This is a genomic window from Mycobacterium sp. DHQP2018-32-09 (genome assembly GCF_058148405.1).
Genome location: NZ_JBYVYK010000023.1, coordinates 1 through 20,632 on the forward strand (window position 1 = coordinate 1; position 20,632 = coordinate 20,632).

The 20,632-nt window shown below is 68.6% G+C and carries 20 protein-coding genes and 1 pseudogene; 14 read left to right on the forward strand and 7 right to left on the reverse strand.

What is annotated here, in order from left to right:
* The 5 genes from AC30CM_RS12990 to AC30CM_RS13010 form a co-directional block, all read left to right on the forward strand.
* On the forward strand, nt 1-372 hold a 372-nt coding region (locus AC30CM_RS12990), incomplete at its 5' end, for a SelB domain-containing protein (RefSeq protein WP_490117293.1).
* A 157-nt stretch (nt 373-529) separates the two neighbouring features.
* On the forward strand, nt 530-2,017 hold the full coding sequence (locus tag AC30CM_RS12995) for a SulP family inorganic anion transporter (RefSeq protein ID WP_490117294.1): 1,488 nt from the start codon (nt 530-532) through the stop codon (nt 2,015-2,017).
* Entirely contained in the window at nt 2,014-2,403 is a 390-nt protein-coding gene (locus AC30CM_RS13000) for a MerR family transcriptional regulator (RefSeq protein ID WP_490117295.1), read from the forward strand. Before AC30CM_RS12995 ends, AC30CM_RS13000 begins: the two co-directional genes overlap by 4 nt.
* A 59-nt stretch (nt 2,404-2,462) precedes the next feature.
* The gene (locus AC30CM_RS13005; RefSeq protein ID WP_490117296.1) at nt 2,463-3,830 is read left to right on the forward strand and encodes an L-lactate MFS transporter; all 1,368 of its coding nucleotides are present in this window, start codon (nt 2,463-2,465) and stop codon (nt 3,828-3,830) included.
* Nucleotides 3,827-3,970, forward strand: coding sequence for an MFS transporter small subunit (locus AC30CM_RS13010; RefSeq protein ID WP_490117297.1), 144 nt, complete (start codon nt 3,827-3,829; stop codon nt 3,968-3,970). Before AC30CM_RS13005 ends, AC30CM_RS13010 begins: the two co-directional genes overlap by 4 nt.
* On the opposite strand, the gene AC30CM_RS13015 is transcribed toward AC30CM_RS13010, so the two are convergent.
* The gene (locus tag AC30CM_RS13015) at nt 3,960-4,568 is read right to left on the reverse strand and encodes a TetR/AcrR family transcriptional regulator (RefSeq protein WP_490117298.1); all 609 of its coding nucleotides are present in this window, start codon (nt 4,566-4,568) and stop codon (nt 3,960-3,962) included. The genes AC30CM_RS13010 and AC30CM_RS13015 overlap by 11 nt on opposite strands.
* Nucleotides 4,569-4,659: 91 nt before the next feature.
* Between AC30CM_RS13015 and AC30CM_RS13020 the strand changes: the two genes are divergently transcribed.
* Nucleotides 4,660-6,354, forward strand: coding sequence for an amidohydrolase (locus AC30CM_RS13020; protein WP_490117299.1), 1,695 nt, complete (start codon nt 4,660-4,662; stop codon nt 6,352-6,354).
* Between the two features lie 11 nt (nt 6,355-6,365).
* On the opposite strand, the gene AC30CM_RS13025 is transcribed toward AC30CM_RS13020, so the two are convergent.
* A complete protein-coding gene (locus AC30CM_RS13025) occupies nt 6,366-7,130 on the reverse strand; it encodes a DUF2127 domain-containing protein (protein WP_490117300.1) in 765 nt (254 codons plus the stop codon).
* A 265-nt stretch (nt 7,131-7,395) separates the two neighbouring features.
* Here AC30CM_RS13025 and AC30CM_RS13030 point away from each other — a divergent pair, with 265 nt between their 5' ends.
* Both AC30CM_RS13030 and AC30CM_RS13035 read left to right on the forward strand, forming a co-directional pair.
* Nucleotides 7,396-8,709 carry a sensor domain-containing phosphodiesterase gene (locus AC30CM_RS13030; RefSeq protein ID WP_490117301.1) on the forward strand — a complete coding sequence of 438 codons (1,314 nt, stop codon included), beginning with the start codon at nt 7,396-7,398 and terminating at the stop codon, nt 8,707-8,709.
* Nucleotides 8,710-8,780: 71 nt separating this feature from the next.
* On the forward strand, nt 8,781-10,037 hold the full coding sequence (locus tag AC30CM_RS13035; RefSeq protein ID WP_490117302.1) for a sensor histidine kinase: 1,257 nt from the start codon (nt 8,781-8,783) through the stop codon (nt 10,035-10,037).
* A 43-nt stretch (nt 10,038-10,080) separates the two neighbouring features.
* Here AC30CM_RS13035 and AC30CM_RS13040 read toward each other — a convergent pair whose 3' ends face one another.
* The gene (locus AC30CM_RS13040; protein ID WP_490117303.1) at nt 10,081-10,230 is read right to left on the reverse strand and encodes a hypothetical protein; all 150 of its coding nucleotides are present in this window, start codon (nt 10,228-10,230) and stop codon (nt 10,081-10,083) included.
* Between the two features lie 378 nt (nt 10,231-10,608).
* On the opposite strand from AC30CM_RS13040, the gene AC30CM_RS13045 reads away from it, so the two are divergent.
* The gene (locus AC30CM_RS13045; protein ID WP_490117304.1) at nt 10,609-12,042 is read left to right on the forward strand and encodes a multicopper oxidase family protein; all 1,434 of its coding nucleotides are present in this window, start codon (nt 10,609-10,611) and stop codon (nt 12,040-12,042) included.
* A 7-nt stretch (nt 12,043-12,049) separates the two neighbouring features.
* Here the strand turns inward: AC30CM_RS13045 and AC30CM_RS13050 are convergent, their stop codons facing one another.
* Both AC30CM_RS13050 and AC30CM_RS13055 read right to left on the reverse strand, forming a co-directional pair.
* Nucleotides 12,050-12,691, reverse strand: a complete 642-nt coding sequence (locus AC30CM_RS13050; protein ID WP_490117305.1) for a response regulator — start codon at nt 12,689-12,691, stop codon at nt 12,050-12,052.
* Nucleotides 12,688-13,845, reverse strand: coding sequence for a sensor histidine kinase (locus AC30CM_RS13055; RefSeq protein WP_490117306.1), 1,158 nt, complete (start codon nt 13,843-13,845; stop codon nt 12,688-12,690). The genes AC30CM_RS13050 and AC30CM_RS13055 overlap by 4 nt, the downstream gene beginning before the upstream one ends.
* A 209-nt stretch (nt 13,846-14,054) precedes the next feature.
* Between AC30CM_RS13055 and AC30CM_RS13060 the strand changes: the two are divergent.
* Together AC30CM_RS13060 and AC30CM_RS13065 are read left to right on the forward strand one after the other, a co-directional pair.
* Nucleotides 14,055-14,144: pseudogene (locus AC30CM_RS13060) on the forward strand (VOC family protein); the annotation flags it as partial.
* A gap of 57 nt (nt 14,145-14,201) precedes the next feature.
* Entirely contained in the window at nt 14,202-14,459 is a 258-nt protein-coding gene (locus AC30CM_RS13065) for a hypothetical protein (RefSeq protein WP_490117307.1), read from the forward strand.
* Nucleotides 14,460-14,493: 34 nt separating this feature from the next.
* Here the strand turns inward: AC30CM_RS13065 and AC30CM_RS13070 are convergent, their stop codons facing one another.
* Both AC30CM_RS13070 and AC30CM_RS13075 read right to left on the reverse strand, forming a co-directional pair.
* A complete protein-coding gene (locus AC30CM_RS13070; RefSeq protein WP_490117308.1) occupies nt 14,494-17,361 on the reverse strand; it encodes an MMPL/RND family transporter in 2,868 nt (955 codons plus the stop codon).
* Complete coding sequence (locus AC30CM_RS13075) at nt 17,358-17,792, reverse strand: MmpS family transport accessory protein (protein WP_490117309.1); 435 nt, start codon at nt 17,790-17,792, stop codon at nt 17,358-17,360. Before AC30CM_RS13075 ends, AC30CM_RS13070 begins: the two co-directional genes overlap by 4 nt.
* Nucleotides 17,793-18,026: 234 nt before the next feature.
* Here AC30CM_RS13075 and AC30CM_RS13080 point away from each other — a divergent pair, with 234 nt between their 5' ends.
* From AC30CM_RS13080 to AC30CM_RS13090, 3 genes are all read left to right on the forward strand, one after another.
* Nucleotides 18,027-18,605: a TetR/AcrR family transcriptional regulator gene (locus AC30CM_RS13080; RefSeq protein ID WP_490117310.1), complete on the forward strand. Its 579-nt coding sequence runs from the start codon at nt 18,027-18,029 to the stop codon at nt 18,603-18,605.
* A gap of 111 nt (nt 18,606-18,716) precedes the next feature.
* On the forward strand, nt 18,717-19,574 hold the full coding sequence (locus AC30CM_RS13085; protein ID WP_490117311.1) for an NAD(P)-dependent oxidoreductase: 858 nt from the start codon (nt 18,717-18,719) through the stop codon (nt 19,572-19,574).
* Between the two features lie 11 nt (nt 19,575-19,585).
* Complete coding sequence (locus AC30CM_RS13090) at nt 19,586-20,623, forward strand: zinc-dependent alcohol dehydrogenase family protein (protein ID WP_490117312.1); 1,038 nt, start codon at nt 19,586-19,588, stop codon at nt 20,621-20,623.
* Nucleotides 20,624-20,632 lie beyond the last annotated feature (9 nt).

Here is a 20,632-nt window from a genome sequence, read left to right on the forward strand (position 1 = left end):
CGACCGGGCGCCCGCGCCGAGCTGGGTCCGGCCGAGCGGGCCGTCGCCGAGGTGGAGCGGCGCCTGGCGGCCGCACCCTTTCGCGCTCCCGAGGCCTACGAACTCTCCGAGCTCGGGCTCGGTGCGCGCGAGTTGGCGGCTGCCGTGCGTGCGGGCCGGCTGCTGCGGTTGGCCGATGGTCTGGTGGTGCTGCCGTCGGCGCCGGCGTTGGCCATGCGGACATTGGCCGCGCTGGAGCAGCCGTTCACCACCAGTGCCGCGCGTCAGGCGCTCGACACCACCCGGCGCGTGGTCATCCCGTTGCTGGAACACCTCGACGGCCGGGGCTGGACCCGCCGCATCGATGCCGGGCATCGCCAGGTGGTGCGCTGAGCGCGTGATCTGCGCCACGGTCGGGGCCGCCGATTCGCCGGGCAACCCTCCAGTAGGGGTAGGGTTTGCCGTTGGTGGCTGCCGCGCTTCGTGAATGGCGCCTGCATCTCCCGCTTTTCGCGCGCAACCGGCGCGCGTGACCCCGAACGGAGCACCCGTGCCCTCTGGCGCCGATCCATCCGACACGCAGTCGGTCCGCGCGACGCTGCGCTCCCCACGTCGGCTCAAGACCGAGGTCCTCGCCGGTCTGGTCGTGGCCTTGGCGCTCATCCCCGAGGCCATCTCCTTCTCGATCATCGCCGGCGTCGACCCGAGGGTGGGGCTGTTCGCGTCGTTCACCATGGCGGTCACCATCGCGATCGTCGGGGGACGGCCGGCGATGATCTCGGCCGCGACCGGAGCCGTCGCGCTGGTCGTGGCGCCCCTGGTCAAGAGCCACGGACTGGACTACCTCGTCGCCGCCGTCATCCTTGCGGGCATCATCCAGGTGGTCCTGGGCGCGCTCGGGGTCGCCAGGTTGATGCGCTTCATCCCTCGCAGCGTCATGGTCGGGTTCGTCAACGCGCTGGCCATCCTGATCTTCCTGGCGCAGCTGCCCCACCTGGTCGGCGTACCGTGGCTGGTTTACCCCATGGTGGCGTTCGGCGTCGTCGTCATCGCCGCGCTCCCGCGGCTCACCACTGCCGTCCCCGCACCGCTGGTGTCCATCGCCGTGCTGACCGCGGCGTGCCTGGCCGTGGGCTGGTCGGTGCCCGATGTCGGTGACCAGGGCGAACTTCCGTCGACACTGCCCGAGCTGATGATTCCCGACGTCCCCCTCACGATGCACACCCTTGCGGTGATCGCGCCCTACGCGCTGACGATGGCCATCGTGGGTCTGCTGGAGTCCCTGATGACCGCCAAGCTCGTCGACGACGTCACCGATACGCCCTCCAACAAGTCGCGTGAGTCGCTGGGGCAGGGCGTGGCGAACGTGGTCACCGGGTTCTTCGGGGGCATGGGCGGCTGCGCGATGATCGGACAGACCATGATCAACGTCAAGGTGTGCCGGGCGCGTACCCGCATCTCGACGTTCTTGGCGGGCGCGCTTCTCCTCGGCCTGGTGGTGGGGCTGGGCGATCTGGTTGCCAAGATTCCGATGGCCGCTCTGGTGGCGGTGATGATCATGGTGTCCGTCGCGACGTTCGACTGGCACAGCATCGCGCCGAAGACGTTGCGGCGCATGCCCAAGAGTGAGACCGCAGTGATGGTCGCGACCGTCGCCGTGACCGTGGCCACCGAGAACCTGGCCTACGGTGTCATCGTCGGCACGCTGACCGCGATGGTGCTGTTCGCCCGACGCGTGGCGCACGTGACCACGGTCAGCGTGGTGGACCAACCCGACCCGGACAGACGCGTGTACGCGGTGACGGGGGAGCTGTTCTTCGCATCGAGCAACGACCTGGTGTACCAATTCGACTACGCCGGCGACCCGCCCACCGTCGTCGTCGACCTGAGTGCCGCCCACGTCTGGGATGCCTCGACCGTCGCCGCTCTGGATGCGATCGCCACCAAGTACGCGGCCAAGGGCAAGACCGTCAGCTTCGTCGGGATGAACGCCGGCAGCGCCGATCGGCATCGTCAGCTGAGCGGCCGCTTGGCGTGAGCGAACACCAGCACCTGCAGATCGGTGAGGTGGCAGCGCGCACGCAGCTCTCGATCAAGACGATCCGGCATTACGACGACGTGGGGCTGGCGGTTCCCTCCGCGCGATCCTCGGGCGGGTTTCGGCTCTACACCGCAGGCGACGTGGAGCGGCTGCTGACCATCCGGAGGATGAAGCCACTCGGATTCAGCCTCGAACAGATGCGTGATCTCCTGGCCGCCCTCGACACGCTCGAGACGGGCTCCACCTCCGAGCGCGAAGAGGCCGTCGCCCACCTCGCGGCCTGCCGCGCCCAGGTCGACGAGGCGTGCCGGAAGCTGTCCGCCCAATTGGCCTACGCGCACGAATTGGCCGCCCAGCTCGCGGATTTCGTCGAGCGGGCGTGAGCCGGCCGGGGTGGGGTATAGCGTGGCCGTGAGCGGACTTCTCGGTTCCTAGGAGGACGATGTCAATCGCCACGTTGCTGGCCCCCGAACGCGCGGTCGCGCCGCCCGGCTGGAGCAGGTGGTTGGTTCCGCCCGCGGCGCTGTCGATCCACCTGGCGATCGGCAGCGTCTACTCCTGGAGCGTGTTCAAGCTGCCCCTGCAGGACGCCCTGGGAGTGTCGGGTGTCGTCAGCGCGCTGCCGTTCACGTTCGGCATCGTGATGCTCGGTCTGGCGGCGGCGATATTCGGGACGTCGGTGGATCGTCGCGGCCCGCGGTGGGCCATGGCGGTGTCCACCACGTGCTTCTGCTCTGGCCTGCTGATCTCGGCCTTGGCCGCGGCGCTTGGACAGATGTGGCTGGTCGTCCTCGGGTACGGCGTGATCGGCGGAATCGGGTTGGGCATCGGGTACATCTCGCCGGTGTCCACGCTGATGAAGTGGTTCCCCGATCGGCCGGGCATGGCGACCGGCTTCGCCATCATGGGTTTCGGGGGCGGCGCGCTGATCGCGTCGCCGTGGTCGTCGCAGTTGATGTCGTGGTTCGGCACCGATCAGACCGGTTTGGGCAAGACCTTTCTGGTGATGGGCCTCGTCTATGCCGTGTTCATGCTCGTGGGCGTGCTGTTGATCCGGACGCCGCCACCGGGCTGGCGGGTCGATGCCGTCGAGCAGCAGCACGGCGCGAGCGGTGGCCGCAGGCGGGCCGGACCGGACCGCACCGCCGACCAGGCCATCAAGACCCCGCAGTTCTGGTTGTTGTGGGTGGTGTTGTGCTTCAACGTGACCGCCGGAATCGGCGTGCTGGAGCGTGCTGCCCCGATCTACCGTGACTACTTTCCCGACGCGACGTCGGCAGATGCGCTCGTCGCGGCTGCGGCCGGGTTCGTGGCGGTGCTCTCGTTGGCCAACTCGGCGGGCCGCATCCTGTGGTCGACGCTCTCGGACGTGTTCGGCCGCAAGAACATGTACCGCATGTACCTCGGGGTGGGTGCGCTGCTGTACCTCGCACTGATCTTCGTGGCCGATTCCAGCAAGCCCGCGTTCCTCGTCGCGTGCATCCTGATCTTGTCGTACTACGGTGCGGGTTTCGCCACCGTCCCCGCATACCTGCGAGACCTGTTCGGTTACAAGCAGGTCGGCGCGATCCACGGCCGGCTGTTGACGGCGTGGTCGACGGCCGGTGTGCTGGGCCCGCTGATCGTCAACGCCATCGCCGACCACCAGATCGCCGCCGGCGTCGTGGGTCCCGCACGCTACACGTTGTCGTTCGCGATCATGATCGCGCTCCTGGTGATCGCGTTCGTGTGCAATGAGCTGATCAAGACGCCCCGTCCCCCGTCCGGTTCCGACGCCCCGTCGGTGGCCATGGCCAAGGAGGCATCGTGACCGAATCCGCGTCCCCCGCAGACCGACCCACGTCCCGCAACGTCACGCTGGGCGTCATCGGCTGGCTGTGGGTGGGGGTACCGTTCTGCTACGGGCTGGTGCAGCTGTTCCTGAAGATCCCGGCGCTGTTCAGCAATTGATCGCCGTCGGGCACCCCAATTCGGCCGCCACGGCCCGCATGGCGCTGACGGCGGCGTCGACGGTCAGCAGCGCATTGCCCGCGACGATGTGCAGCCCGTAGGCGTCCTCGAGCGCGACGAACGTCATCGCCAGCTGCTCGGTGTCCAGATTGGGCGTGAAGGAGCCATCGGCGATGCCGGCGTCGAGGATGTTTCGGTAGGTCTGCACCTGCAGCAGGTACATCTTCTGCACCAGTTCGTCGTGCAACGTGGAAGTGCCTGCCAGGAAGTCGAATTCGTACAACAGGCGCATCAGCGCGTCGTCGGGACCGGTCGGTAGGCCTGCGGTGATCGCCACGGCGAGCTGACCGGACGGACCGTCCGTGGCGGCGATCAGCTCGTCGCGCGCGTCACAGAAGCGGGCGACGCCCGCGGCGTGCACCTCGGCCAGCAGAGCGTCCAGATCCTCGTAGTAGTACAGCACCGTGCCACGGCTGAGTCCGGCCTGTGCTGCGACGTCGGTCAGCGACAACGAGCGCAGTCCGTGGGTGTGCACCGCGCTGATGGTCGCGTCGATGAGCGCCTGACGGCGAGCTCCCTGGTTCTTCGGTCGAGCCATGCGCTTGACAGTAATCGAGCGACCGTGTCAGGCTCGTCACCATTCTTCGACGCAAGTGTCGAAGAATCATGCGCCGACGAACGAGGCACTCTTGGACACCCTGATCACCAATGCCCGGGTCCGCACCTTCGACTCGGGTCGCCCCTGGGCCGAGGCGGTGGGCATCACGGCAGGCCGGATCGCCTACGTCGGCCCAGCTGCCGATGCACCCGCGGCCAACCGTCGCGTCGACGCGGGAGGACGACTGGTGACGCCCGGCGTCATCGACAGTCACAACCACCTGCTGTTGGGCTTCGACGAGGACGCGGTATCGCTCGAAGGTGCGCACGACCTCGCCGAGGTGCGTCGGCGCATCACCGAATTCGCAACGCGAAGAACCGATCTCAGCTGGATCTGCGCCGAGAACGCGGTGTACTCGGTGGTTCAGGGCCGCCGCCCCAACGCCGACGACCTGGAGGGCATCACCGACCGCCCCATCTTCGTCACGACCTACGACCAACACTCCGTGTGGCTGAATCGGCCCGCCCTGGCAGCGCTCGGCGTCGCCGACGGCCGGGACGTGGCATGGGGCAAGCCGGAACGCGTCGACGGCACGGGCGAGGCCACGGGATGGGTGACCGACTTCTACACCAGCGCCATGACCGCGGCGGGATTGGCCGCGCTGCAGGCCGACATCCCGATGTACTCGCCGGATCGGCGATACCGCAAACTGTGCTCGAGCATGCGCATGGCCACGGCGCTGGGCATCACCACGGTGGTGGAGCCGCAGGTGCCGCTCGCCGAACTCCCGCTGTTCGAAAGGGCCCTCGCCGAGGGAGTTCTGACGTCCCGGGTCATCGCCGCGCTGTTCCACCCGGTGGGTGCCGACGGCGACTTCCGACGCCGCCTGCGGTCCGCCGTCGACGAACGTCCGGACCACCCGATGCTCGTGCTGGGTCCCATCAAGTTGTACGCCGACGACGTCATCGAACCCCACACGGCACTCATGCTGGACGACTATGCGAACCGACCGGGCGTGCGAGGTCGACCGAGCCATCCCGGCCGCGAACTCGTCGGCATCATCACCGAACTCGACCGCCTGGGCCTGCAGACCCACACGCACGCCACCGGTGACGCCGGAATCCGTCTCACGCTGGACGCCATCGAGCACGCCGGGCACGCCAACCGCACGCGCGACCGCAGACATGGCATCGTGCACGTCGAATGCGTGCATCCCGACGACGTGCCGCGGTTCGCTCGGCTCGGGGTGACGGCGGCGATGCAACCGCGGCACTGCTCACCGGATCTCGTGGCGGGCACCTGGATGGACAACGTCGGCGAACATCGCTGGAGCCAGGCCTGGCGGTTCCGCAGCCTGCTGGAATCGGGTGCGACGGTGGCGTTTTCCAGCGACTGGCAAGTGGGTGAGATGGACCCGCTCGTCGGTCTCTACACGGCGGCCACGAGGGCCACTCTCGACGGCAGTGCCGCCTGGACCACCGACGAATGCGTCGATCTGGACACGGCACTGGCGGGCTACACCGTGCACGGTGCGCGGGCCTGGCACCTCGAGGATCGGCGGGGGTCGCTACGGTCGGGAATGCAGGCCGACGTGGTGGTGTGGTCCGACGACCTCTACCGCCATGCCGACGCCCCCGACGAACTGTTGGATCAGCACGCGGAGCTGACGATCGTCGACGGTGAGGTGGCGCATTCGACGGGCGCGATCCACGATCGCGTGGGTGCCGATTCCGCCGAGGATCCGGTGACGTCGGGTACCGCGACGGCCCACGTGCACTGCCACTGATCTGGCCGAGCTCAGGCGGCGGTAGCGGCGCGCTCGACGTCGAGGAGTTGGGCGCCACGCCGCTCGGCGTCGTAGGCGGCGCGGCCACCGCGCAGCCCGAACAGACGCTTGGACACCAGAAGGTAGACCACCGCCGCCACGTTGATCACGAACGTCACCACCCGGGTGACCGTGATGCCGTGACTGAGGTCGTAGATCTCCAGCGGCAGGAAGACCGACGTGGCGATGACGGCGAAGTACTCGCCCCAGCGTTCGAGCAGCCACAGACCCACGGCTTCGACGAGTTCGAGCAGCGCGTACGCGCTCAGCGCCACGACGATGAGCGCCAACGTCTCCGGTTTGGCGGCGAGCGCCCGCTGCACCTCGTGCAGGAACGTCATCTGGTCGATGCGGAACCCGGACGCACGCAGCAGTGGGACGTCGCGATCGAACGCCTGCTGGAGGGACACCTGTGCGCCCCGGAACGTCCACACACCCCACGCCGCGAGGGCCAGCAGCAGTGCCCGCAACAGCCGCTCCACCGCGAGCGCGCGCACGATGAACACCTGGCGGAGCGCCTTGCCACGCAGGATCAGCGGCGCGTCGTCGGCGTGGCCGGTGCCCATCGGCGCACCAAGCGCGAAGTCTCCGCACCGCAGGCAGCGCCACACCTCGCCGAGCCCCGTCGTCCCGTGCAGCCGGTCGGCGAGCCGCTGGTCGTCGGGCGCGTAGGTGACGTGTCCGCCGAATGCACAGGTGAGTAGCTCCCAGTGCCGGCCGATCCGACGCTCCCGCATGACGAGACCTCCCTCTCGAACCACCGTCGCGGCTGGCGACGACACGATGCTACGGCCTGGGAGGGCTCGCTACGCGGTGGCGCCGAGCGGCCATGGCGCTGCCAAAGTGCGGCAGGCACTCGGTTTCCCGCGCCACGTCGACGCCGACGGACGCCCGACGGGGGTTTGCCAATTCCGACCGACCCGCGAATCCGTGGCCTAGGGTGGGCACCGTGTCAGCCAAGGAAGCGGAGGGTCGAGGCTGCACGGGCGTGCGGAGTGGAGCGTGCAGCGACTGATCGAGGCCTTGACGGCATCCCTGGACCCGGTCTCGCTGACACGGCGAGCCACCGAACAGATCCTGCTGTTCACACCGTCGGCCTCGGGCGCCGCGATCAGTCTGCGAGACCCCGACGCCGACGATCGCGTCGTCGTCGTCTCGGCGCACGGGATCCTCGGCACGCTGCTGGGCCAGACGTTGCCTCGGGCGAACACCTTGCAGGACTCGGCGATGGTGACCAAGACCCGCCAGGTGTCCCAGGACGTGCTGATCGACGAACGGGTGCCCTCACAGTCGAAGTCGCTGGCTGCCCGGTTCGGCGTCCGGTCGTGGGTGGCGATTCCTCTGATACACAACGACGTAGCGATCGGCGTGATGACGGTGGTCGCGTCGGAAGCGCACTGTTTCGATCCGGTCACCGTCGAGGCCATTGCGTCGATGAGCAGTTTCGTGGGGGCGCTGATGCGCTCTCAGACCGAGTTGGCAGACCTCTTCGACGCGCTTCACGCCCAGCATGCCGACGGGCGACACCGAACCGCCGCGACGACGAGGTTCGTTGCGACGCTGCTGTATCCGGACCACGCCGTCGACGACCGTCGGCAGCACCGTCTCGATCACCTGTTCAGCGAGGGATGCCTGCGTCCGGTGTTCCAGCCCATCGTCGAGTTGAGCACCGGCCGGGTCGTCGCCGTCGAAGGTCTGGCCCGGTTCCCCGGGGCGCCAGAGCGCAGCGTGGCGCAGTGGTTCGAGGCAGCGCGCCGGCATGGCCGCAACGTCGATCTGGAGCTCCACGCCGCCAATGCCATCCTCGATGCCAGTCGCGCGTTGCCCCGCGACCTGCCCGTCACCATCAACTTCAGCCCGTTCACGGCGTCGGACTCCGCAGCACAGGACCTGTTGCTGAGGGCGAATCGTCCACTGAGCCTCGAACTCACCGAGCACGAGCCGTTCCCGGATGGTCTCGGTGCGGCGTTGGAGCCCCTGCGAGCCAACGGCATCCGGGTGGCCGTCGACGATGCTGGGGCGGGGTACGCGAGCTTTCTGCAGATCCTGCGCATCAAGCCTGACACGATCAAGATCGATGCAGAGTTCACCACGGCCATCGAGACCGACCCCGCCCGACGCGCGTTGACCATGGCCATCGTGGAACTCGCGCGCGAGATCGACGCCGTCACCGTCGCCGAGGCCATCGAGACCGAGGAGCAATTGCGCGCCGTGACCACCATGGGCGTCACCCACGGGCAGGGATACTTCCTGGGCCGTCCGGCTCCGGTGGCGACGTGTCTGGACTCGCTGCGCACCGGGAAGGTCCGGCGCTAGTGCCATCCCGGGCCTCGTGACCAGGTGCCGAATCTCCGGCTCGTCCCAGCTCAGTGCCCTAGGGTGGGCGCGTGTCGGTGGATGAGACGACGGCCTCGGCGCTCCGCGGGGACGAGGGCAGGCCTGACGTGAGCGGGCGCGTCGCTGCGGGCGTGGACAGCTCGTTGCTGCAGTGCGGCTTGCGTGTGCTGCTCCTCGGTTTCCTGCTGACGACCCTGATCCTCGAACCGCCACGAAACGACCTGTGGATCTGCGTGAGCGGCCTCGTCGTCTATGCGGTGCTCGTCGGTGGCTGGAGCGCGTGGGCGTTGCGCCCGTCCGTTCACGACCTTCCGGCGAGCACGGTGGACCGCGTCACGCTGGTGATGCTGGGCATCGACATCGCGGGTGTCGGCGTCCTGGCGGTCTTCACCGGGCTGACGTCGCAGGAGGATTGGACGTCGGACGTCCTCCGTACGGGGCTGTTCCTCATCCCGCTGATCGCCGCTGCGCAGCTGAGTCCGCGCGTCAGCACCCAGGTCGCCGCCCCGACGGTCGCGGCGCTGGTGGTCGTCAGCTGGATCACGAAGTCCGCGAACCAGGAACCGTGGCCATCCATCATCCTGAGTGCAGCCATCCTGGCCGTGCTCGCCGCAGGCTCGGTGGCCCTGTCGCGGATCCAACGTGCCAGGGTCGACATGATCGAGGACCTCGCTCGGCAACGCTCGCAGCTGCTGCAGGAACTGTTGGTCCTCGAGAAGCACGAGCGGCAGGAACTCGCCGAACGGGTGCACGACGGTGCGCTGCAATACGTCATCGTGGCTCGGCAGGACATGGAGGACGTGCGCGCCGGCGACGACCAGTCGATTCCGCGGGTCGAGACCGCCCTGAGCGAGGCCACTCGACTGCTGCGCGACGTCGCTCGGGAGCTGCATCCGGAAGTCCTTGCGCGCCTGGGGGTCAAGGCGGCGCTGCTGCAACTGGCGACGGTGCTCAACGAGCGCCCCGGACTGCGGGTCGAGGTGGACGCCGGCGAATGGACCGACGGCGGGAACGGCGACGTCGACTACGTCCTGTTCAGTGCCGCCCGGGAACTCCTCACGAACGCGGTGAAACACGCGCGGGCGCAGGTCATCACCGTTCGACTCCGGCGCTGCGGCAACGACGTCGAACTGGTAGTCGCCGACGACGGTGTCGGCATCTCGCAGGACGTCGTCGCGCAGCGTCAACGGGAGGGCCATCTCGGCCTGTCGTCCATCCGCACGAAGATCTCGGCGGCAGGGGGCCGGTTCGACATCGGTGCCGCCTCGCCGGGGACCAGGATGGCGATTCGCATTCCGGCAGCGTGAGTTCGCCGCCCCTCACGGGCTCGAGCGGTCCGCGACGGCTGGCTCAGCCCGCCTCGTTGGCGTCGCCGGGGTGCGGCACGTTGTCGTCGTCGACGTAGGCCGCGCGATCGGTGTCGGCGTCGTCGTGATCGCGCGGTCCGTCGTTGCTTCCGTGCGACTCGACGGCGTCGGCGGCGTCACTCGGCATCGTCATCTTCGGGTCCTCCTCGTCCACCGACGGGTCCGTCCCGGCGGGCTGTTCGTCGTCGTGCGGATGCCCATTTCCGGGCGGCTCGAACCGGGTGGCTGGAACCGGGCGGCTCCGTCGTACCGGCCACGGGCCCGTGGGAGGCGACGACCGTCCGGTACACGACGAACGCGCTCAGGACAACCCCCTTCGGGACGGTCGGCGGCGCCCTTCGCCGGCCGCCGGGAGGAGGTCGGCGTGGGGTGCGACGGGCGAGGCTGGCACTACCCGACCTCGAGGAGTCCGATGATCTCGCGCCGAAGAGCGCTCGTCAGTGCCGCAGTCCTGCCGTTCGCGTTGTCAGCCGCCGGCAGCGTGGGGAGCCGACCTGCCGACGTTCCCGACGTGGGCGCGAGCCGCCCCCTGCCGGTCCCGCGGCTGGACACCGGTGTCGTCGACCGCGACGGCGTCCGTCGTTTCGCCGTGACCGCGCGTGCCGGGACGACGGAGGTGGTGGCCGGCGTGCAGACGCCCACGTGGGGATACGACGGATCCATCTTGGGTCCGACGTTGCGCGCCCGACGGGGCGACGTCGTCGCGGTGGACGTCACGAATGCGTTGCCGGAGGCGACCACCGTGCACTGGCATGGGATGCGGGTACCTGCGATGTTCGACGGTGGGCCGCATCAGGCGATCGAACCCGGCGCCACGTGGTCGCCGCGATGGCCCGTCGACCAGCCCGCCGCCACCCTGTGGTACCACCCACATCCGCACGGTGCCACTCAACGACACGTCTATCGGGGTCTGGCCGGGTTCTTCCTCGTGGACGACGGTGCCTCCGGAACGCTCGATCTGCCAGAGCGGTACGGCATCGACGACGTTCCGCTCGTCATCCAGGATCGTCGCCTGCGGGCCGACGGCACCCTGGACGAAACCGACGACTCCGCATTCGGTGTGCTCGGCGACGTGGTCACCGTCAACGGGATGCACGACGTGTACTTCGACGTGCGCACCGAGAGGGTCCGCTTTCGCATCCTCAACGGCAGTGCGAGCAGACTGTTCAACCTGGCTCGATCCGACGGCGCGCCGTTCGAGCTGATCGCCACGGATGGCGGGCTGCTCGAGCGTCCCGCGAGGCTCGACCGTCTGCTGCTGAGCCCGGGGGAGCGGGCCGAGATCGTGCTCGACGTCCGGCCGTCCCAGACGCTGTCGCTGTTGGCCTTGCCGATCGAGCGGCAGGCGGGCATCTCAGACCCGTCGAAGTTCGGGTTCGACGACTCGTTCACGATCCTCGAATTGCGCACGGCACAGGCACTCTCGCGGTCGCCAGCCCCTTCACGGACGCTCGCGACGGTCGAGCCCGTGGTGGCGGCAGGCGTTCAGCCGCAACGAACCTTCACCTTGCGGTGGTACATGATCAACGGGCGCCGCATGGATCCCGGTCGCATCGACATGACGATCCCCGCGGGCAGTGTGGAGGTGTGGTCGGTGCGCAACGCCGACGACTGGCCGCACAACTTCCACGTGCACGACGTGCAGTTCCAGGTGGTGAGCATCGACGGGCAGGTTCCACCAGCCGAATTGGCGGGCTGGAAGGACACCGTCTACACCCCGCCGGGCCGCACCTACCATCTGGCCATGCGGTTCTCCGGTCAGGGTGACCCCTTCCACCCGTACATGTTCCACTGCCATCTGCTGCATCACGAGGATCAGGGGATGATGGGGCAGTTCCTGGTCCTGGAACCGGGGCAATCACCGCAGCCGATGGTCGTGAACCCGGGCATGGGTGCCGGGACGGCGGACTCATCAGGGCCGCAGGGACATTCGGGCCATGGTTAGGTCGATCTCAGCGGTCGAGCATCTCGGCGCCGTACACGGCGAGCCGGATCCGGTTGCCGGTGCCGGTCTTGTCCAGCAGGCTCGCGACGTGTGACTTGACCGTGCTGACACCCAGGTGCAGCCGATCGGCGATCTCCTGGTTGCCCTGCCCGTCCACGACCAGGCGCAGTACCTCGCGTTCGCGCACGGTGAGTTCGACCACCGGCCTCGCAGGGGCCCGTTCGGCGCGGGTCCGGACCGCCCGATCGAGCAGGCGCCGCAACAGCGCCGGGGAGAACATCAGGTCACCGTCGACCGTCCGACGGATGGCGTCCAACAGCACCGTGGGCGCGGTGTCCTTGACGAGGTAGCCCGCGGCGCCGGCAGCCAGGGCCGGGTAGAGGTGCTCGTCGTCGTCGAACGTGGTCAGCACCAGGATCTTGGCGCGCGGCGACGACGCGGCGATCTGTTGGGTTGCCACGATGCCGTCGACACCGGGCATCCTCAGGTCCATCAGCACGACGTCCGGTGTCAGTTCGGCGTGCAACCGCACCGCGGCGGCACCGTCGGCGGCCTCGCCGACGACGGTGATGTCGTCGGTGTCCTCGATCAGCATGCGCAGGCCCGCTCGCACCAGGCGCTGATCGTCGGCCACGACCACCGTGATCATGACGCGCCCCCGTCTCTCGCCACGCCGGGGAGCCACGCCCGGAGCACCCATCGGCTGCCCTCGGCGCCCGCGTCGAACGTGCCGCCGGCCAGTTCGCTTCGTTCCCGCATGCCGACGATGCCGTATCCCGTGCGCGTCTTGCCGTGATGTCCGCTCGTCACCCGGATCTCGACACCGGACTCGTGCGTTCCGACCGTCACGTGCACGGGCACGTCGGGGTCGGCGTGTTTCATCACGTTCGTCAGCGCCTCCTGCGCCAGTCGCAGCAGGGTGAGGCGTCCGACCGCGTCGAGGTTCGCGTCCGCACGATCGACGTGTGCGTCCACCTCGAAACCTGCGTTGCGTACCCTCGTGACGGCCGCCTGGATCTCCGAGAACAGGGCGTCGGCGTCGACCAGCGGCACGCTGCCCAGTATCGGGTCGCGCAGTACTGCCAGCAACGTGCGGATGTCGGCCAGCGCGGCGGCGGCGGTGTCGTGGACGTCGCCGAGGACGTCACCGAGGACGTCGCCGAGGACGTTGCCCACGCGCGGATCATGCCGCGCCACCACGTGTTCGGCGGCTGACACGCGCAGGATGATCGAGGACATGTGATGGGCAACGATGTCGTGGAGTTCTCGGGCCAACGCGGTGCGCTCGTCGCTGCGGGCACGTCGCTCGGCGGCGGCGGCCCGGTCGCGGGCCAAGTTGCGCTGCGCATCGAGGTAGAGGCCGAGCAGCAGAGGCAGCGCCACGACGGCGACGACCTGGACCACGGTGGACGCGCGTCCGATCGACGTGTCGTGACTGCCCGCTCGGCCCACGGCCACCGCCACGGCCCATCCCGCCGTGGCGATCCACGTAGCGGTGCCGCGCCCGGTGCGAGATACGAGGTCGACCAACGCCACGGCGCCGAGATACGGCACCAGACCCGAGACGCCCCAGGCGGGTTCGAGGAACATGGGCAGCGCACCGGCAGAGACGACCAGCGACGTGGCCAGTGGCCGGCGTCCGCCCAGCGCGAAGACGAGGCCGGTCGCGATCGCGAGCGCCCAATAGGCCGGCGGCACACGATAGTTGCCCGGGTAGGTGCTCGCCAACAGGGCGACGGGGATGAGCAGTAGGGGAAGCCAGCGCCACGATCGCGCCGCGACACCCCGCCACCCGTCGGTCACGCGTCGCCGTCGCGCAGGGAGCGGGTGACGGAGCGCAGCGTGTCGGAGAGCGCCGACCGCTCGTCCGCGGTCAGGTCGGCAGGCATGCGCCGTTCGACGGTGCGCACGGTGCGGTGGCCGCCTCTTTCGGCACGTCGCCCACGGAAGTCTCGAGATCGACCACGCCGCCGCCTCGAACCATGTCGGCATTCTGACACATGGCGGCGCGAGGGCGGGCGATCGTCGTCGCGCCCTGCGCCGGACCCTTCGGCCGCACGTTCACGTGCGCCGACCCCGACGGCCATCAACTCACGCTGTGACCGCGGTCGGCGCCTGCCCGCCGTGCGCCCGGCGGCGCCAGCACGCACACTGGACCCATGGCCGACCAGCGACACCGGACCGGAACCTGGTCGATCGACCTCTCCGACGACCTCCGCCACGACGCGGTGCATCAAAGCATCCACGACGCCCTTCGGGACAAGCTGGCTGCCACCGGTGAGACGTTGGCGCGGTTCGACTTCGGCCCGCCCCGCGTCGGCAGCACCGCCGGGACGCGCACCTACGACGTCATGTTCCGCACCGGCACACCGGATGCCATGTACGGGGAGACGCCGCCACCACCGCTCGACGCCTGAGGTCGCGCGGGGCGCCGCACCGGGAACGGCCGGGTCAGCCGCCGTCGGCACCTCCCGCGGCGGCCGACACCTCCGGTCGCCGTACGCGCGCCGGTCGCGTGCGGACGTTCTGCGGCCACCAGAACCACTTGCCCATCAGCGCGGCGATCGACGGGGTCATGAAGGACCGGATCACCAGCGTGTCCACCAGCAGCCCGAGCCCGATGGTCGTGCCCACCTGAGCCATGACCTTCAGATCGCTGATCGCAAAGGACATCATGGTGAACGCGAACACCAGCCCTGCCGAGGTGACCACGCTGCCGCTGCCGGCGATCGCCCGGATGATGCCGGTGTTCAGCCCGGCGTCGCGTTCCTCCTTGAACCGGGACACCAGGAGCAGGTTGTAGTCCGACCCCACCGCCAGCAGGATGATCACCGACATCGCCAGCACCAGCCAGTGCAGTTCGAGCCCGATGATGTGCTGCCACAGCAGGACCGCCAGTCCGAACGACGCGGCGAGGGACAGCACCACCGTGCCGACGATGACGAGGGCCGCCACGGCGGATCGGGTGATGATCAACATGATGATGAAGATCAGGCAGATCGCCGAGACCGCCGCGATGACGAGGTCGTAGTTGGATCCGTCGCGCATGTCCTTGTACGTCGCAGCGGTACCACCGAGGTAGATCTTGGAGGTCTCCAGCGGCGTGCCCTTGATCGCTTCGAACGCGGCGTTCTTGATCTCGTCGATGTGCGAGATGCCCTCGGGCGTCGCGGGATCGCCCTGGTGGGAGATGATGAACCGCACGGCCTTGCCGTCGGGTGAGACGAACTGCTTCAGGCCCCGCTTGAAGTCCGGATTGTCGAAGACCTCCGGCGGCAGATAGAACGAGTCGTCGATCTTGGATTCGTTGAAGGCCCGGCCGATCGCGTTGGGATCCGACTGCTGCCGATCCTGCAGGTCCTGCTGATCCTTCTGGGTCGCATAGTTCGTCATGATCTGATCGCGGTTGCGTTCCTGGCTGGCGATCTGCGGGGGGATCAACGACAGCAGCTTGGGCTGCAGGGCGTTGATCTTGTCGAGGCTCGCCGACGTCTGTCCCAGCAGGTCGGTCAGCTCGGAGATGCCGTCGAGCGCGTCGAACAGCGAGCGCAACGTCCAGCAGATCGGGATGTCGTAGCAGTGCGGCTCGAAGTAGAAGTAGCTGCGGATCGGACGGAAGAAGTCGTCGAAGTTCGCGATCTTGTCCCGCAGATCCTGGGTCACCACCACCGTCTTCTTCAGCAGGTCGGTCTGTTCCTGCTGCGCATTGGCGCTCTGCTGCTGCAGGGTCAGCTGCTCCTTGAGCACGTCGACCTGCCGCGAGATGTCCGCGGCCTGGGTCAACAGGTCGTTCGTGCGGGCCTCGGCGTAGGACTGGGTGAGCTTCTGGTTCACGCCTTGCTGGCCCACGATGTACGGAATCGACGATCCCTCGATCGGTGTCCCCAGCGGCCGGGTGATGGTCTGCACGCGCGCGATGCCGGGGATGTGGAAGACGTCCTTGGCGACGCGGTCGACGATCAGCATGTCCGCGGAGTTGCGCAGATCGTGGTCGGCGACCAGCATCAGCACCTCGGGGTTGAGCCGGGCCTGCGGAAAGTGCTTGGCCGCAACGTTGTAGCCGATGTTGGCCTCGACGTCGCCGGGCAGGTACTTCTTGTCGTCGTAGCTCGTCACGTAGGACGGCAGCGCGATGAGGCCCACCAGCGTCACGGCGAGCGACGCGAGCAGGATCGGACCGGGCCAGCGCACCACGGCCGTGCCGATGCGACGCCAGCCGCGGGTTTGGAGCGCCCGCTTCGGCTCCAGCAGGCCGAACCGCGAGGCGACGGTCATCAAGGCGGGCGCCAACGTCAGTGCCGCCATGGTCACCACGAACATGCCGATGGCCAGTGGGACACCGAGTGTCTGGAAGTACGGCAGGCGCGTGAAGTGCAGACACAGCGTGGCACCCGCGATCGTCAGACCCGACCCCAGGATGACGTGGCCGGTGCCGTGATACATGACGTAGAAGGCGTTCTCGCGGTCGTCACCCGCGCTGCGGGCCTCCTGGTAGCGGCCCACGAGGAAGATGGCGTAGTCGGTGGCCGCCGCGATCGCCAGTAGCGTCAGGAGGTTCACCGCGAACGTGGACAGCTCGATGATGTGGTGGTAGCCCAGGAAGGCGACCACGCCTCGGGCGACGGCCAATTCGAGCACCACGGTCAACAGCACCAGGAGGACTGTCACGATCGACCGGTAGACCAGCAGCAGCATCGTGATGATCACGACGAACGTCAGCGCGGTGACGAGTTGCAGGCTCTTGTCACCGGCGTGCTGTTGGTCGGAGTTGAGCGGTCCCGAACCCGTCACGTACACACGCAGACCCGGTGGCGGCGGGTTGTCGGCGACGATGTCGCGCACCGCTTCCACGGAGTCGTTCGCCAAGGTCTCGCCCTGGTTTCCTGCGATGTAGAGCTGCACGTAGGCCGAGAGGTTGTCGGCGCTCTGCGAGCCCGACGAGGTCAGCGGATCGCCCCAGAGATCTTGGATGTGCTGGATGTGAGTGGTGTCCCGCTCCAGGGCCTTGATCAGACCGTCGTAGTACTGATGTGCCTCTGCGCCAAGGGGTTTGTCGCTCTCCAACACGATCATCGCGGCACTGTTGGAGTCGTACTCGTGGAAGAGTTCGCCGACCAACTTGGTGGCCTGGAGCGAGGGGGCGTCGTTGGGGGTCAGTGACGTCGAGTTCGCCGCCCCCACCGTCTCCAACTGCGGCACGATGACGTTGAGGACGACCGTCAGAGCAATCCATCCCAGCAGGACCGGCACGCAGAACAGTCGCAGGAAGTGGGGGATCCGGGCGTGCGGCGGCGTGGTCGTGGTGCTGGGCGCGCTCACAGCGACTTCACCAGGCACGAGGTCTGAGCGTTGATGCCGTATGCCGTCTGCTGATCGCGCACCCCGTCGTCGACGAGGACACGGCAACTGATGGTGTCGCCCCCGCTCTGCGCGATGATGGTCGCGCTGGCCGACGGTTTGGTGGTGGTGAGGGTGATGGACCAGGGCAGTGCCGCGTCGTCGACGCGCTGCGGGCTGGCGTCGAGGTCGAGGTAGTTGATGGTCGCGATGGCGCCGGCGACCCCCGTGATCTCGTAGGTGACCACCTTCGGGTTGAAGGGTTCGGCGTCCTGGGCCAAACCTGCGCCGGGCCGGGTGATCTCGTTGTTCGAGCCGAAGAAGCCGTGCATGCGGTAGACCACCGTGACGGCGAGTGCGACCACGACGACGATGAGCAGCGGTATCCAGGCCCGCTTGATGATCCCGACCATCAAAGCCCCTATGTCTCGTCTGGCGTGTGCTGCGGGCGGCAGGAAGTCCACGACGACGCCCCGACAGCGCTAGCCACGAATTTGTTTAGCTGAGCGAACCTTAAGCGAGACCGTCACGTAGAGCAAGCCGATCGGCTAACTTCGGATTGACGTCCGGCTTGGGGCGGTGGGCCGTTAGTCTTTCGTCATCGTCGACCGGTTGACGACGCGAACGGCAGGGGAGAGGCGACCAGGATGGCGAGACCCACGGCGCCACGCGGCCTGGCGCGTACGCGCGTCCTGGACGCCGCCGTGGAACTCTTCGCCGAGCACGGGATCTACGGCACGTCGCTGCAGATGATCGCGGACCGCGTGGGCGTCACGAAGGCGGCGGTGTACTACCAATTCCGCTCGAAGGAGGAGATCGCCCTCGAGGTGCTGCGCCCGCTGATCGAAGACATGGCGCGCGTGGTGAAGATCGCCGAGGCCCTGCCGGATCCACGGCGCCGTCGCACGGTCGTCGTCAGCGGGCTCGTCGAGATGGTCGTGCGGTACCGCCGCCTCGCAGTGTTCTTCTACGGCGATCCGGCCATCGTCCACCTGATTCACGGCGAGCCGGAGTTCGCCGCGGTGGCCGACGCGGTGCGCGAGATGCTCGAGGGCCCCGACCGCGGCGCCACCGACCGGGTCGCGTATTCGGTGTTCTTCGCCGGCGTCTGCAAGGCGCCCGCGGACCCCGAGCTGGCCGACATCGACGACGCCGAGCTGCATCGCTGTCTGCTGGAGTTGTCCGGCCGACTCCTCGCGCCCCTGGGGGTCGAGCTGACGGGCTGACCCACCGTGTTTCGCGTCGTCTGCGGTGGCGTGCAGATCCGGGTGCTCGTTGCCGATACGGAACCGCCGCCCGGCACGCCGCCGTCGGCAACCGTCCGACCGGAGCGCAGAATGGCGACCATGCGAGTCACCATTCTGGGCACGGGCGCCATGGGCGCGGGCATGGCGCAGTCCCTGTTGCGGGAGGACGTCGAGGTCACGGTGTGGAACCGCACGTCCTCGCGGGCGGAACCGTTGGCCGACGAGGGCGCCGTCGTGGCTCTCGACCCGGTGGCGGCCGTCGTCGACGCCGACGTGGTGTTCGCCATGCTGTTCGACGCCGAGGCCACCGTGGCGGTGATGGAGACCGTGCTGCCGCACATGGCGTCGGGCGCGGTCTTCGTGCAGTGCGCGACCGTCGGCATCGACGGCGCCTCTCGGACGGCAACGTTGGCCGAGACCCACGGCGTCGCGTTCCTCGACTGTCCGGTACTCGGCACCAAGGCGCCCGCCGAACAGGGCGCGCTGGTCATGCTGGCATCCGGCGACCCGACCCTCCGCCAGCGTGTGCAGCCGGCGTTCGACGCCGTGGGCTCCAAGACCATCTGGGTGGGCGCCGAACCCGGGCTGGGGTCGAAGCTCAAGCTGGCGTGCAATGCGTGGATCGCGTCGCTGGCGGCGGCCGCCGGGCAGTCGTTGGCGCTCGCCCGCGGTCTCGGCGTCGACCAGCGGCTGGTGTTGGAGGCGTTGAACGGCTCGGCGGCCAACTCGCCGTACCTGCAGATGAAGGGCGCGGCGATCATCGAGGATTCCTTCGCGCCGCAGTTCAGCGTCGACGGGGTTCGCAAGGATGCCGGACTGATCCGTGATGCGCTCGCCGGCAACGGTGTGTCGACAACGCTGATCGACGGCGTGCGTGCGGCTTTCGACGCAGCCAGCGAAGCGGGCCACGGTGACGACGACATGGCCGCGGTCTACTTCGGGTTCTGAGGCCGGGCCGGATGCGCGCGCTGGTGATGGACCGGGTCGGGGGACCGCTCGACGTCAGGACGGTGCCGGACCCCGAACCGCCCGACGGAGGCGTGGTGGTGGCGGTGCACGCCACCGGGTTGTGCCGCAGCGACTGGCACGCCTGGGCGGGGCACGACGACGTGACGTTGCCGCACGTGCCGGGTCACGAACTCGCCGGGATCATCGCGGCAGTCGGGTCCGGGGTCCGGAGATGGCGGGTCGGCGACCGGGTGACCGTGCCGTTCGTGTCGGGGTGCGGTGCCTGCGAGTGGTGTCACGGCGGCAACGCCCAGGTGTGCCCTCGCCAGGAGCAACCCGGGTTCACCCATTGGGGCTCGTTCGCCGAGTACGTCGCGTTGCATGCCGCCGACACCAACCTGGTGGCCGTTCCCGAGTCCGTGTCCTTCGCTGCGGCTGCGAGCCTGGGCTGTCGATTCGCCACCGCTTACCGGGCACTGACCGGCCGCGCGCGGCTCCTCGAGGGGGAGTGGCTGACGGTGGTGGGGGCCGGCGGCGTGGGGCTGAGTGCCGTCATGATCGGCAAGGCGTTGGGCGCCAACGTGATCGCCGTCGACCGCACCGCCGCAGCGCTCGACGCGGCGCGCCGTCTCGGTGCCCATCACGTACTCGTCGCCGACGGCGGCGACGTCACCGGTGCGGTCCACGACATCACCGGCGGTGGAAGCCATGTCGCCGTCGACGCGGTGGGAACCGAGGTCACGTGCGCGACCGCCATCCACGGCCTCCGACGGCGCGGCCGTCACGTTCAGGTGGGCCTGCTCCCGCCTGTCGACGGCCACCCCCGGGTGCCGATGGACCGCGTGATCGCCTGGGAACTCGACGTGCTCGGCAGCCACGGGATGGCCGCGTCCGACTACGGGCCGATGCTGGCGATGATCGCGCGCGGCGAGCTGCGCCCCCAAGACCTCGTCGAACGCACCATCGGCCTGGGGGACGCCGCCGAGGCGTTACCCGTTCTCGACACCGCGTCGCCTGCGGGCATCACGATCGTCGACCCGCGACGGTGAGCACTCGAG

What these genes read in the sequence shown, in the direction of transcription:
- AC30CM_RS13085 (WP_490117311.1), top strand. Translation starts at nt 18,717, where the DNA reads ATGGCGACCATGCGAGTCACCATTCTGGGCACGGGCGCCATGGGCGCG.
- AC30CM_RS13015 (WP_490117298.1), bottom strand. Translation starts at nt 4,568, where the DNA reads ATGGCTCGACCGAAGAACCAGGGAGCTCGCCGTCAGGCGCTCATCGAC.
- AC30CM_RS13005 (WP_490117296.1), top strand. Translation starts at nt 2,463, where the DNA reads ATGTCAATCGCCACGTTGCTGGCCCCCGAACGCGCGGTCGCGCCGCCC.
- AC30CM_RS13080 (WP_490117310.1), top strand. Translation starts at nt 18,027, where the DNA reads ATGGCGAGACCCACGGCGCCACGCGGCCTGGCGCGTACGCGCGTCCTG.
- AC30CM_RS13025 (WP_490117300.1), bottom strand. Translation starts at nt 7,130, where the DNA reads ATGCGGGAGCGTCGGATCGGCCGGCACTGGGAGCTACTCACCTGTGCA.
- AC30CM_RS13050 (WP_490117305.1), bottom strand. Translation starts at nt 12,691, where the DNA reads ATGATCACGGTGGTCGTGGCCGACGATCAGCGCCTGGTGCGAGCGGGC.
- AC30CM_RS13075 (WP_490117309.1), bottom strand. Translation starts at nt 17,792, where the DNA reads ATGGTCGGGATCATCAAGCGGGCCTGGATACCGCTGCTCATCGTCGTC.
- AC30CM_RS13090 (WP_490117312.1), top strand. Translation starts at nt 19,586, where the DNA reads ATGCGCGCGCTGGTGATGGACCGGGTCGGGGGACCGCTCGACGTCAGG.
- AC30CM_RS13040 (WP_490117303.1), bottom strand. Translation starts at nt 10,230, where the DNA reads ATGACGATGCCGAGTGACGCCGCCGACGCCGTCGAGTCGCACGGAAGC.
- AC30CM_RS13065 (WP_490117307.1), top strand. Translation starts at nt 14,202, where the DNA reads ATGGCCGACCAGCGACACCGGACCGGAACCTGGTCGATCGACCTCTCC.